We start from the raw sequence: 13003 nt of genomic DNA on the forward strand, positions 1-13003 counted from the left end.
TCAGTGTTGCAGATTCTCCTAAGCTGGGTAAGACTCTCGATTGTCGAGATACTTAACCATGGAGGATTCATGCGACGCGCCTGGCTGACGCTCGTGGTCGCGGTCTTGCTGGGGGGTGCCGTTCTCGGGTTCGCCGGCCCGCTCGAGACGGCCAACGACCCCACCGCCACCCTGCCGTCCTCCGCCGAGTCGACCAAGGTCGCCGAGCTGGAGAAACAACTCCCGTCCGGTCAGGTCAACCCGGCTCTGATCGTCTTCGCCAAGGACACCGGCCCGTTCACCGAGCAAGAGCTCAAGACCATCGAGAGCTTCGGTACGCCGATTCTCGCCCCCGAGAAGGACGCGGCGCTGGTCTCCAAGCCGCTGCCCGCCTCGCACTCGGCCGAGCAGACGGTTGACGCAGTCACACAGTTGCGTGACAAGCTCGAGAGCGAGACCCCGCCCGGCGTGACCGCGCAGGTCACCGGCGGCGCCGGCTTCACGGCCGACCTGGCCGACAGCTTCTCCGGGGCCAACACCCGGCTGCTGATCGTCACGGTCGTCGTCGTGGCCTTGCTGCTGCTGGTGACGTACCGAAGCCCGATCCTCTGGCTTGTGCCCCTCGCCGTCGTCGGCCTGGCCGACCGCCTGAGCAGCTCGGTCGTGGCCCTGCTGTCACAGCACACGAGCCTGGCCATCGACGCGTCGACCAACGGCATCATCACGGTGCTGGTGTTCGGCGCCGGCACGGACTACGCGCTGCTGATCATCTCCCGCTACCGCGAGGAGCTGCACCGGCACGAGGACCGGTTCGAGGCGATGCGGCAGGCGCTCAAGGGCGCCGGCCCGGCGGTGCTGGCGAGCTCCGGCACGGTCGTGCTGTCGCTGCTCACACTTCTGCTGGCCAGCCTGGGCAACAACGTGGCGCTGGGAGTCGCGGGCGCCGCGGGCATCGCGATCGCGGCCGTCTTCGCGCTGCTGGTGCTGCCGCCGGCCCTGCTCGTGTGCGGGCGCGGCCTGTTCTGGCCGTTCATCCCACGCGTCGGCCAGCAGGGCGTCGAGGCGGAACGCGGCGTCTGGGCCCGCGTCGGACGCGGCGTCGCGAAGCGCCCGGTCGCGGTGCTCCTGGCGTCGGTGGTCATCCTGGGGGCGCTGGCCTCGGGCCTGTTCGGCACCCGTCTCGGGCTTTCGCAGACGGAGCAGTTCCGGGTCGAGGCGGAGTCGGTCGACGGCCTGGAAACGGTGAGCAAGTACTTCCCGGCCGGCGCCACCGACCCGGCCACGATCATCACGACGCCGGCCCGTGCCGAAGAGGTGCTGGCGCTGGTCACGAAGACGCCGGGAGTCGCGTCGGCCCGCATCGGCGAGCAGACCGCTTCCCTCACGAGCATCTCGGCCGTGCTGGAGGCCGCGCCCGACACGGGGGCGGCCTACGACACGATCACCGCCCTGCGCGACCGGGTGGGCAGCGAGGACGCGCTGGTCGGCGGCAGCGTGGCAACCAACCTGGACGACCGGAACGCGGCCCGGCGCGACTTCAAAGTGATCGTGCCGGTGGTGCTGGCGGTGGTGCTGCTGGTGCTGATCGGGCTGCTGCGGGCCCTGGTGGCGCCGGTGCTGCTGCTCGTGACGGTGATCGCCAGTTTCGGGGCGGCCCTGGGCGCGGGGTCGTGGCTGTTCCGGAACGTGCTCGACTACGGGGCGCTGGACACCGGCGTACCGCTGCTGTCGTTCCTGTTCCTGGTGGCGCTGGGCGTGGATTACAACATCTTCCTGGTCACGAGGGCCCGGGAAGAAGCGCCGGCCAGGGGCACCAAGGACGGCATGGTGCACGCCCTGGCCGTGACCGGCGGCGTGATCACCAGCGCGGGCATCCTGCTGGCCGCGGTCTTCGCGGTCCTGGGCGTCCTGCCGGTGATCACCCTGACCCAGATCGGCATCATCGTCGGCATCGGCGTCCTCCTGGACACCCTGCTGGTCCGCACGGTGCTGGTCCCGGCCTTGGCCACGATCTGCGGCGACCGCTTCTGGTGGCCGGGCCGCCCGACGGTCACGGCCCCGAAGGAGAAGGTGGCCGCCTGAGAAGCACCTTCCGCCGCGCCGTCCCTATTCGACGGCGCGGCGGTCGCTTCCTCCCCGCCCGCCGGTCCTCACTCCTCCCGCCGAGCCGCCTCTTCCCCGCTCCCGGACCTTCCCTGCACCGCAGGCCTCCACGCCGCAGGCCCTCCGCGCCGCCGAACGCATCCTCCGCTCGCGGGCCTTCCCCGCGCTGCAGCCTTCCGCGCCGCGGAGCGCATTTCCCTCTCGCGGCCTTTTCCCCACGCCGCAGCCCTCCGCGCCGCCGAGCGCAATTCCCTCTCGCGGCCTTTTCCCCACGCCGCAGCCCTCCGCGCCGCCGAGCGTAATTCCCTCTCGCGGCCTTCCCCGGCGCCGCAGGCCCTTCACGCGGCGGGGTCTCCTGCCTGACGAGTCCGCAGCACATCGTTACGAAGGGGACGGGGCGGCGGTCGGGACGCCGGCGAAGGGGATTGCTGTCGTGGCGGCGGCGTTGCCTCCCGCGGGGTGGCGCCAGACGCCGCGGCGGGCCAGTTCGGGCAGGACGCCCTCGCCGAACCAGTAGGCCTCCTCGAGGTGTGGGTAGCCGGACAGGATGAACTCGCTGATGCCGAGCTCCGCGTACTCCTGGATGCGGTCGGCGACCTCGGTGTGGCTGCCGACCAGGGCGGTGCCGGCGCCGCCGCGGACCAGGCCGACGCCCGCCCACAGGTTGGGCGCGACGACCAGGCCGTCGCGGTTGCCGCCGTGCAGGTCGAGCATGCGGCGCTGGCCCTCGGACTCGCTCTTGCGCAGGCCCGCCTGCACGGCCGCGATCGCGCTCTCGTCGACGTTCTGCAGCAGCCGGTCCGCTTCCCGCCACGCCGCCTCGGAAGTGTCGCGGCTGATCACGTGCAGCCGGATGCCGAAGCGCATGTCCGGCTTGAGCTGCCTGATCCACTCAAGCTTCTGCTTGACTGAGTCAGGCGGCTCCCCCCACGTCAGATAGACGTCGGCGTGGGCGGCGGCGACCGGGCCCGCGGCCTGCGAGGAGCCACCGAAGTAGATCTCCGGAGCGGGATCGGGCACCTTGGTCAGCCGGGCCCCCTCGACCTGCAGATGCTCGCCCACGAAATCGACGGTCTCGCCCCGGAACAAGGCCTGGACGATCCCCAGGAATTCGGCCGTACGGGCGTACCGCGCGTCCTTGTCGAGGAAGTCGCCGAACTGACGCTGCTCCTTCGACTCGCCGCCGGTGACCACGTTGAGCAGCAGGCGGCCGCCGGACAACCGCTGGAAGCTCGACGACATCTGCGCGGCCAGGGTCGGCGAGATCAGGCCGGGCCGGAACGCGACCAGGAACTTGAGCCGCTCGGTGACCTCGCTGAGCATGGCCGTGGTGATCCAGGCGTCCTCGCACCAGGCCCCGGTCGGGGTGAGCGCCCCGACGAAGCCGAGTTGCTCGGCGCTGCGCGCGATCTGCCCGAGGTAGCCGATGGTCAGGGGGCGCACGCCGCCGGCCGCGCCGACCGGCACGCCGTGGCCGCCGCCGACGATGTCGCGGCTGTCGCCGTTGGTCGGCAGAAACCAGTGAAAGTCCATGCGCGTCACCCTATCCCCATCTCCTATAGTGCCGATAGGGTTAGCGCCATGGATGAGCTTGAATACGACTCGTTGCGGCTGCGCCAGTGGCGCTCCGGGCAGGCGCGGGGCTTCTCGCGGCGGTCCTTCCTGGCCCTGACCGGCGCGGCCTCCGTGGCCGCTTCGGCCGCGCTCGCCGGCGCGGCCTCGTCCGCCGCTTCCGGCGCCGCCGGTTCAGCGGGCGGCTCCGGAGCCGGCTCTTCCGCCGGCGCTGCCGCCGCAGCCGACCTGGCCGCTGCCGAGGCGGCCGGAGCTGGTGCCGAGGCGGGCGGCGCGGCCGGAGCGGGTGCCGAGGCGGGCGGCGCGGCCGGGGCCGGCGCGGGCGTCGCCGCCGGGCCGATCGTCAAGCCGCTGCCGGCCGAGCTGTTCAAGGTCTTCGACACCAACGCGGAGACGCGCTGGTCGGCCCTGAAGGACGTCGGCTACCACGTGCCGGTGGATCGCTTCTTCGTCCGCAACCACACAAGTACACCGTTGATTGACAGTGCCACCTGGGCGCTTGAGATCTTCGGGGCGGGCCTGCGCGGCGGCCCCAAGACCTTCACGCTGGCCGACCTGCGGCGCCTGCCGTCGGTCACCCGGTCGGTCGCCGTCGAGTGCGCCGGGAACGGCCGCGGCTACTTCGCCTCCCAGCAGGGCCAGACCGTCTCGGGCACGGCGTGGGGCCTGGGCGCGGTGGGCGTCGGCCGCTGGCGGGGCGTACGCCTGTCGACCGTGCTCCGCAAGGCCGGCATCGGCCGGCACGCGGTCGACGTGCAGGCCTCCGGCCTGGACCCGAACTTCGTCAGCGGCGGCGTCGACCTCGGCCCGGTGCGCCGCCCGATGCCGGTCAGCAAGGCGCTTGACGATGTCATCCTGGCGTACGAACTGAACGGGGCGCCCCTGCCCCCGGATCACGGTTTCCCCGTACGCCTGGTGGTCCCGTCCTGGATCGGCATTTCCTCGATCAAGTGGGTCGGCCGGATCGAGGTCTCCGACGAGCCGCTCTTCTCGCCGTGGAACACGCAGTTCTACCGCCTGTTCGGCCCCGAATTCCCGGCCGAGGGCCTGCCGTTCGACCGGCAGTCGATCAAGAGCGCGTTCGAGCTGGACCCGGGCGCGGTCTTCCCCGCCGGAAGCACCACCCGCCTGACGGGCCGCTCCTGGTCGGCGGCCGGCCGCATCAGGCGCGTCGACGTCTCCACCGACGGCGGCACCACCTGGCGGCGCGCCCGCTTCACCGGCCGTTCCCCGGACGCCGCCTGGCAGCCCTGGCAGATCGACTGGCGCCCGGCGGCGGGCGACCACGTTCTGCTGGCCCGCGCCACCGACGTCCACGGCAACACCCAGCCAGCCGTGGCCCGCTTCAACACTCTGGGCTACCTCTTCGACGCGGCCGTCAAGGTCCCGGTCACCGCGGCCTGACCCCCGACGCGGGTCACGGCGATTCCGCCCTGGTCGCCAGGACCCGACCAACGGCCGCGGCGATCGGGCCCCCAATCACCGCGGCCGGCCCCGGCCACGGCGACCGGCCCGGCGCAACACTCATGCCCGCCGCCATGACTGGACCGCAGTACCGCCCCGCCGTCCCCGCGCCCGATCCCGACGGCGGGTTCGTCCCGATCAAGGCGACCGGTCCGGCGCAACTGTCATGCCCGCCGCCATGGCCGGACCCGCGGCACCGTCAAGTTCTGTCCCCGCGCCCGATCCCGACGGCGCGCTCGCCCCGACCACGGAGACCGGCCCCCACCTGGCTTCCGGCAGCGGATTGCTCCCGGTCACGAACGCCGGCGCCGCTTGGATTTCCGCGGCGGATTGCTCGCGGGCGCGACGGCCGGCCGCGCTCGGGTTCCCGCGGCGGAAAGGTCCTGCTACGACGCTCGGCCACGCTTGGTTCCGAAGCGGAATGCTCCCGTTTGCGACGGCCGGCCGCGCTTGGTTTCGGGGTGAGTTGGTCGCGTTGCTACGGTTTGATCGACAGGGGTACGGGCTGGCCCTGCTGGACGTCCAGGATGGCGCGGTCGCCGAGGGGCTTGGTCAGCTCGGCCGTGGCGGTGCGGGGAAGCCGATCATCGGGCAGATTTCGTTGGCCGCGTGGCGGTGCTCGTCGACGATGACGACCACGGCGTGGGCCGACTCGACCGCGCGGGCGGTGTAGTCGGCGCCGCAGGGCTCGCTTGCCGCGGACCGCGAACCGGTCACCTTGACGGTCACGGTTCGGCCCGAGACGGTCGCCGACTCGGCGGCCGGGCCGCCCGCGGTTCCCGGCGGTGGCGTGTAGGTCTGGGCGCCCGACGGGGCCACCGCGACCCGGGTGATCCGGAAGGCGCTGCCCTTCAGTGTGAACTCCCAGGCCGGCACCGTGGCCTCGCCGCGGGTGGTCGGGATCCGGGTGGTGGTCAGCTTCGCGCCGGTCACCGGAACCGGCGTACAACCCAAGCACTCTCCGCCTTTCTCGGCCATCACCTGGCCGAGCGCGTCGCCGGCGCCGATCAGCGGCACCTCGAGGCGCTCGCCGCCGGCCCAGATCACCGTGCCGGTTGCGCGGGGAGCGACGGGAAGCTCGGCGGCCGCCTCGATCCGCCCGGCCCCGATGGCCGCCTTGTAGTGCTCGTTCGCCTGCTCGAGGCTGCCCACCGATCCGGTCAGCCCGCCCGCCGGCACGAAGCGCGCCGCCCCGACCGCCTTCTCGTAGCTGGCGAGCACGTCCCGCGCCCGCTGTTCCGCCTGGACCGGCGGCGGTTCCTCGGCGGGTGCGACCGGCGACGCGCAACCGCCGATCGCCGTCAGCGCGACCATCGCGGTGAGCCGGCGCTTCATCTCGGGCCTACTTCCAGCGGTACGGGCATGCCGTACTCCACGTCCAGCACGGGCCGTTCACCGAGCGGCTCGGCGAGCTCCACCGTCGCCGTCCGTGCATGGCCGACGGCGTCGCAGCTGTCGAAACCCCAGCGGTGCTTCTTCGCGGAGATGACGACGACGACCGCGTTCGGAGATTCGACCGTACGGGCGGTGTAGTCGGCGCCGCAGGTCTCGCTCGCCGGCCCCTCGGCCCCGGTGAACGTGACGGTCAAGGCGTTGCCGGCCAGGGTCGCCGACTCGGCCGCGGGCGCGCCGGAGCTTCCCGCCGGAGGCGTGTAGCGCACGGCGGCCGAGTCGGCGACCGCCACCCGCGTCACGCGGAAGGCGCTGTCGGCGAGGGTGAACTCCCAGGCGGGCACGGAGGCGACGCCCCGGCTCGTCGCGATCGGGACCGTGGTCAGGCGCGCTCCGGTGACCGGAACCGGGGCGCAGCCGGGGCATGCGGAGGCGACGCCCTCGCCGTTCACCCGGCCGAGGGCTTCCGGCGCCCCGATGAGAGGCACGGCGATCGCGTCCCCGCTCCTCCAGGTCACCTGGCCGGTCTGTTCGGGTTTCCCGGGCAGGGCGCCCACCGCTTCGAGGAGCCCGGCCCCGATGCCGTCCTGGTACTGCTCGTTGCGCTCCTCGAGAGCGCCGGCGTAGTCGGTCAAGGGCCCGGCCGGCACGAACCTCGGGCCGTCACCGACCGCACGGACCGCCTCGTCGTAGCGCGCCAGGATCTCCCGCGCCCGCTTGTCGGCCGGCACCGGCCCGGCGCAGCCCGCGGCCACCACCGCCAGCGCCATGCCCACGATCCAGCGCCTCATGCCGCCGTTCCTCCCCCGGTCACGGACCCGCGAGGTTCGCCACCGGGTGGGTTCGGGGCGGTGCGGACATGCGACCGCCGCCGGGCCGGGAGCCGGACCGGCGGCGGGTGGGCCGCATCAGCCACGCGGAGAGGATAACCGAGATCAGCCGACGGGTCCTCTCGGGACGTCACCCCTGAGCGTGATCCGGTGCATGACGCGGCGGGCGTCGCCGTAGTCGCGGTTGGCGTAGTGGGCCGTGCTGCGGTTGTCCCACATGGCCACGTCGCCGGGGCGCCAGCGGTGGCGGACGATGTGCTCGGGTTTGGTCAGGTGGGCGTAGAGCAGGTCCAGGATGGCCCGGCTCTCGAACTCGGAGACGCCGGTGATGTGCGAGGTGAAGCCGGGGTTGACGAAGATGCCCTTGCGGCCGGTCTCGGGGTGCACGCGGACGACCGGGTGCTCGACCGGGTCGAGGCGGGTGACCACCTCGCCGTCCCACTCGTTGCCCTGGCCGCCGCGGCGCTGGGCCAGGTAGTAGCCGAACTCGCGGGTGCCGTCGTGCACCGCGGTGAGCTTGTCGGCCAAATGCTTGACCGGCTCGGACAGGGACTCATAGGCGAGCTGGCTGTCGGCCCAGTTGGTGTCCCCGCCGGCCGGGGGCAGGGTCACGGCGCGCAGGACCGAGCCGAGGGGTGGGCGCCGCATGAAGGTGACATCGGTGTGCCAGACGTCGGCGAAGCCGTTGTCGGTGCTGTCGAGGGCGTACACCTCGGGGTGGGCCTCGTCGACGCCGCCGACCACCGGGTGGGAGGCGGTGAGCTCGCCGATCCGGCGGCCCAGGGTGACCTGGGCGTCGTCGTCGAGGGTCTGGTCGCGGAAGAACAGCACCTTGCGCTCGACCAGCGCGGCCCTGATCTCGGCGATCTCGTCGTCGGTGGCGGTGGCCAGGTCGGCCCCGTGCACGACGGCGCCGAAGTGCGGGCCGAGCGGTTCGTACTCCTTGATCATGCGGGTACCTCCTGTGATCGGGATCGGACGGCGGCGCCGATCTCGGCCCGCAGCGCGGCGAAGCGGGGCAGGCCGCGCAGCTCGTCGGGGGCGAGCCCGGCGCGGGGCAGGTCGATGGGCAGGTCCAGGGCGATGCGGCCGGGGCGCGGGGTCAGCACGATCACGCGGCTGCCGAGGAAGACCGCCTCGTCGACGCTGTGGGTGACGAACACGCACGTACGGCCGGTCTCGTGGCTCACCCGCCGCAGATCCTCCTGGAGCCGTTCGCGGGTGAGCGCGTCCAGGGCGGCGAACGGCTCGTCGAGCAACAGCAGCGGGTTCTCGACGGCGAGGGCACGGGCGATGGCGACCCGCTGCTGCTGGCCGCCGCTGATCTGCCACGTCCGGCGCTTGGCCACATCATGCAGCCCCACTCGCTCGAGCAGCTGGTTGACTCTGTCCGGCGTCGCGGGCAACCCCGCGTACCGCAGAGCAAGCGCGACGTTCCCGCCCACGCTGCGCCACGGAAAGAGCCGGGGTTGCTGAAAGACGAGCCCCGCACCCCGCCCGGGCACGGGCGCCGACAGCCCACCGCCGCCCGAGCGGGGCTCGGGAGAGGGGGTGCCGGCGGTGCGGACCGAGCCAGAGGTGGGCTGTTCGAAGCCGGCGATCAGGCGCAGGAGCGTGGACTTGCCGCAGCCGGAGGCGCCGACCAGGACGAGGAACTCGCCACCCGGGACGGTGAGGTCGACCGGGCCGACCGCGGTCACGTCGCCGTAGCGGTGTTCGACGCCGGACAGGGCGACCGCATCGCCCGGGGAGGCCGGGTCAGCTGAGGACATCGGGCAGGCCCTTGACGTAGATGGACTTCTGGACGTCGGTCAAGGAGGGGACGGCGTCGATCTTCTGCTGGGACTTGAGGAACTCGGCCGCGCTGACCAGGTTGCCGGCCAACTTGCCGACCGCGGCCTCCGTGCCCAGCCACTCCGGCGAGGACAGGTCGGCCGGCTTGAGGAAAACGCCCTGCGAGAGCTGGTCCTTGGCGTCGGCGGGGCTCAGGTTCAGCTCGGCCGCGACCGCCTTGGCCGCCGCGTCCGGGTCGTTCGCGATGACGTCCAGCGCCTGCGCCTCCACCTTGCGCCAGGCGTCGACCGCCTCCGGGTGCGCGTCGGCGAACGCTGTCGACACGACGCCCAGGTCCAGGGTGGGCTTGCCGGCTGTGGCCAGTTCGCGGCTGGCGATCAGGACCTTGCCGGTCTTCTTGATCTCGGCCAGGGACGGCAGCCACGTGTACGCCGCGTCCAGGTCGCCGCGGGTCCACGCCGCCTGGATGTCCTGCGGCTCCAGATCGACGATGTCGACGTCCTTCTCGGCGAGCCCGGCCTGCTCCAGGGCGGCCAGCAGCGAGTAGTGCGCGGTCGACGCGAACGGCGTGGCCACCTTCTTGCCCTTGAGCGACGCCACATCCGTCACCCCGCTGCCGTTGCGGGCCACCAGCGCCTCGTTGTCGCCGGCCACGTCAAGGACGAAGGCCACCTTGTACGGGATGTTCAGCGGCGCCGACAATCCACGCGCCACCGGGCTCGACCCGATCGCCGCGATGTCCACGCTCTTGGCCACGAACGCCGTGTTGATGCTCGCGCCGGAGTCGAACTTGGTCCACGTGATCTGGTAGTCGGGCAGGGCCTTCTCGAGCAGCCCCTGGTTCTTGACGATCAGGTCGCCGCTCGGGAACGCCTGGTACGCCAGGCGGATCGTCTTCTTGCCGGCGCTCGCTCCCCCACTGGCGGCCCCGTTGCCGCAGGCGGTCATCCCGATCGCGGCCACCACAAGGACGGAAAGCAACTTCTTCACTGGGCAAACCCCTGTCTAGGCGCGGCCGCGCCACGGGATCAGCCGGTTCTCGGCCGTCCGCAGCAGGGCGTCGATGAGCAGGCCGGAAAGGCCGATGGCGAACAGACCGAGCACGACCACGTCGGTCTGTGAATAACGCTGGGCGTCGCGGACCATGCCGCCGATGCCGGGAACCCCGTTGATGGTCTCGGCCGCGACCACCGAGCTGTAGGCGACGCCGACCGCGAGCCGGACGCCGGTGAAGATCTCGGGCAGGGCGTGCGGCAGAGTCACGTCGCGGGTCACCTGCCAGCGGGTCGCGCCGAGCGCCCGGGCCGCCTCGACCAGGCCGGTCGGCGCGCCCTGCACGGCGGCCGCGGTGGCGACCGCGACCGGTGGCAGGGCGGCGATCGAGAGCAGCCACAGCTTCGGGGTCTCGTCGATGCCGAACCAGATGATGAACAGGCTGAAGTACGCCAGCGGCGGCAGCGCCCGCACGAACGTGACCACCGGCTCGGTGACGACCCGCAGCCAGGTGACCGTGCCCATCAGCAGGCCCAGGACGAGGCCGCCGGCGACGCCGATCGCGGAGCCGATCAGGATGCGCCGCAGGCTCACCGCGAGGTGCTCGACGAGCAGGTGCCCGCTGTATCCCCGTACACCGTCATGAATGCTCGAGGTGACGACCAGCTGATGCCAGACCGCGCCGGATGAGGGAATGAAAGTCGGATTATTGGTGGTACGGGCGGCCAGCTCCCAGAGTCCATAGAGGACGACGAGCGCGAGCACCCGCAGGGCGACTCGCCGCCGGCGGTCGCCGGACGGCTTGGGGACCGGCCGCGGCAGCGCGGTCGCGACGGGTGGCGCATCGAGCGATGTGGTCACGCGCTAATTCCTACTAGACCCATCGAATATGAGCAAGTCTTGATTGATGAGCGGACGTGTTCGATCCCGGCCGCGAATCGTCGTTGGACACCGCGGCGGCGCCGCCGCCATCGTGTGGGCATGTCCGACGCCTACGACGAACCCGAGGGCGTCAACCCTCGCGGCACCGTCATCGTCGCCGCCGGGCGCGGCGAGACCACCAGCGCGTACGCCCGGCTCGGCCGCCGCCTCGCCGCCGACGGCTACCGCGTGCGGATCCCGCCCGACATCACCGCCGACCTCGGCCTGAGCCTCGCCGCCACCGAGAAGCTGCCGGCCGACGGCGCCCTGCCCGCCCCGAAGGTGCTGATCGGCTCGGACACCGGCGCCCTGTTCGCCCGCTCCTTGGCCGCCCGCCGCGCCGCCGGCCTGGACGCCCTGGTGCTGGCCGCCCTACCCGCGACCCGGCACGCCGCAGTGGATCAGCCGCACGAACCGAACGCCCGCCCCGCCGCGCAGCGGCCGCACGAAGCGAACGCCCGCGTCGCCGCAGTGGAGCGGCCGCACGAAGCGAAAGCCCGCGTCGCCGCAGTGGAGCGGCCGCACGAAGCGAACGCCCGCGTCGCCGCAGTGGAGCGGCCGCACGGAATCGGCGGGCACGCCACCGTCCTGGACTGGCCGCACGAGGTGGAGGCGCGCACCGCCTGCCCCACGCATCAGCGCGTACTCGGTGAGGACGCGGCCGTGCCCGGTGCCCTTTTCTCCACCGCGATACCGGCGTCGCCGGCCCCTACCGGCGAGGTGACGCTGCCCGCCCTGGGCCTGCACGGCGACGCCGACACGATCAGCCCGCTCGCCCAGGTCCGGCCCTTCTACCCGGGCACGCTGGTCGCCATCGCGGGCGGGCGGCACGACGTTCTCAACGACCTGAGCCACCGCACGGTCGCCGCCACCATCGTGCTGTTCCTGGAACGCCTGCGCCCCGGCGCCGACCTCCCGGCCATCGCGCGCCGGCTCAGCCCCGGCTCGGAAGGCCGCCCGGTCAGCCCGTGCACAGAAGGCCACCCATCCGATCCCGCCCCAGACGGCCACCAAGCCGCCCCCGGCGCAGACGGCCACCAAGCCATCCCCGGGCCAGGCGGCCACCAAGCCGTCCCCGGCTCGGACGGCCGTCAGGTCAGTTCCAGTTCGGGAGGGCCGCGCCCGGTCGGGTGAAGGCGGCGAAATCAGTGGTGTCGCGGAAGGCGGGCAACCGGTAGAGGGCCCGGGCGTAGCGCCACAGGTTCGGGTAGACGTGCAGGCCCGGATTGATGGCGCGGGTCGCGTTCGGGCCGGCGTCGTAGCGGACCAGCGTGACCCACAACCGGATGTCGGCCTCGGTCAGCACCCCGCCGACCAGATAGTCCTCTCCCGACAGCCGCGCGTCCAGCCTCTCGAAGGCGCCGAGCAGCGCGGCCCGCGCCTGGCCGTCGCCGGCCGCCGCGTCCACGCCCTGGTTGACCGCGGGGCGCAGCCACCGGTCCAGCTCGTCGATCTCGTCGCGCAGCGCCGGCGGGTACGTCTCCACCGGCGCGGAAGCCAAATGCCGGAAGCGGGTCGCCAGGTCGATGCCGATCGCGGCCGGGTCGTTGCTCACCACCCGGGTGGTGAAGCGGTCCCACAGCGCCGGGACGCCCGCGTGGCCGCCGAAGCCCTCGACCGTGGCCTCGTACGCCTCGCTCAGCAGGGTGAAGCCGTTGACCGGGTCCGGGCCGTTGAGGGCGCGGAACGCCCAGCCGCGGCCGTCGCGCTGGTTGTCGACGTACGACATGGTGACTATGTCGTGCAGACCCGCCAGCTCGCGGGTGATGGCGAGCCGGTGGGTCCAGGGACAGAAGCGGCCGCCGTAGACGTGGTAGCGGAACGGCCGGGCGGTGAAGTCGCCGTCGGCGGTGATCCGGCCCGTGAAGGCGACGGGCGTGCGCGGTCGATACTCGCCGTGGGTCCGGACGTCGACCGGGCTCGCCAGGTGGGTTCTGGCGGAGAGCTGCGGCACG

11 protein-coding genes are annotated in these 13003 nt (G+C 72.5%); 3 read left to right on the forward strand and 8 right to left on the reverse strand.

Annotation, left to right across the window (positions count from 1 at the left end; all coding sequences use genetic code 11):
* Positions 1-69: 69 nt before the first annotated feature.
* A complete protein-coding gene (locus CRP55_RS19150) occupies positions 70-2061 on the forward strand; it encodes an MMPL family transporter (RefSeq protein WP_097321448.1) in 1992 nt (663 codons plus the stop codon).
* A gap of 402 nt (positions 2062-2463) precedes the next feature.
* On the opposite strand, the gene CRP55_RS19155 is transcribed toward CRP55_RS19150, so the two are convergent.
* Entirely contained in the window at positions 2464-3615 is a 1152-nt protein-coding gene (locus tag CRP55_RS19155) for an LLM class flavin-dependent oxidoreductase (protein ID WP_097321449.1), read from the reverse strand.
* A gap of 48 nt (positions 3616-3663) precedes the next feature.
* On the opposite strand from CRP55_RS19155, the gene CRP55_RS19160 reads away from it, so the two are divergent.
* The gene (locus tag CRP55_RS19160; protein WP_097321450.1) at positions 3664-5058 is read left to right on the forward strand and encodes a sulfite oxidase; all 1395 of its coding nucleotides are present in this window, start codon (positions 3664-3666) and stop codon (positions 5056-5058) included.
* 612 nt (positions 5059-5670) lie between these two features.
* Here CRP55_RS19160 and CRP55_RS19165 read toward each other — a convergent pair.
* From CRP55_RS19165 to CRP55_RS19190, 6 genes are all read right to left on the reverse strand, one after another.
* Entirely contained in the window at positions 5671-6453 is a 783-nt protein-coding gene (locus CRP55_RS19165; protein WP_097321451.1) for a hypothetical protein, read from the reverse strand.
* Positions 6450-7301, reverse strand: a complete 852-nt coding sequence (locus CRP55_RS19170; protein ID WP_097321452.1) for a hypothetical protein — start codon at positions 7299-7301, stop codon at positions 6450-6452. The genes CRP55_RS19165 and CRP55_RS19170 overlap by 4 nt, the downstream gene beginning before the upstream one ends.
* Before the next feature lie 144 nt (positions 7302-7445).
* Complete coding sequence (locus tag CRP55_RS19175) at positions 7446-8291, reverse strand: TauD/TfdA dioxygenase family protein (protein WP_097321453.1); 846 nt, start codon at positions 8289-8291, stop codon at positions 7446-7448.
* A complete protein-coding gene (locus tag CRP55_RS19180) occupies positions 8288-9112 on the reverse strand; it encodes an ABC transporter ATP-binding protein (protein WP_097321454.1) in 825 nt (274 codons plus the stop codon). The genes CRP55_RS19175 and CRP55_RS19180 overlap by 4 nt, the downstream gene beginning before the upstream one ends.
* Complete coding sequence (locus CRP55_RS19185) at positions 9099-10124, reverse strand: taurine ABC transporter substrate-binding protein (protein WP_218854623.1); 1026 nt, start codon at positions 10122-10124, stop codon at positions 9099-9101. The genes CRP55_RS19180 and CRP55_RS19185 overlap by 14 nt, the downstream gene beginning before the upstream one ends.
* Positions 10125-10139: 15 nt before the next feature.
* Entirely contained in the window at positions 10140-10988 is an 849-nt protein-coding gene (locus CRP55_RS19190) for an ABC transporter permease (RefSeq protein ID WP_097321455.1), read from the reverse strand.
* A gap of 120 nt (positions 10989-11108) precedes the next feature.
* Between CRP55_RS19190 and CRP55_RS19195 the strand changes: the two genes are divergently transcribed.
* Positions 11109-12182, forward strand: coding sequence for an alpha/beta fold hydrolase domain-containing protein (locus CRP55_RS19195; RefSeq protein WP_097321456.1), 1074 nt, complete (start codon positions 11109-11111; stop codon positions 12180-12182).
* Here CRP55_RS19195 and CRP55_RS19200 read toward each other — a convergent pair.
* The gene (locus tag CRP55_RS19200) at positions 12145-13002 is read right to left on the reverse strand and encodes a glutathione S-transferase C-terminal domain-containing protein (RefSeq protein ID WP_245923163.1); all 858 of its coding nucleotides are present in this window, start codon (positions 13000-13002) and stop codon (positions 12145-12147) included. The two genes, CRP55_RS19195 and CRP55_RS19200, sit on opposite strands and share 38 nt — an antisense overlap.
* Position 13003: the final 1 nt, after the last annotated feature.

Source organism: Paractinoplanes atraurantiacus, assembly GCF_900215205.1.
Lineage (GTDB): Bacteria > Actinomycetota > Actinomycetes > Mycobacteriales > Micromonosporaceae > Actinoplanes > Actinoplanes atraurantiacus.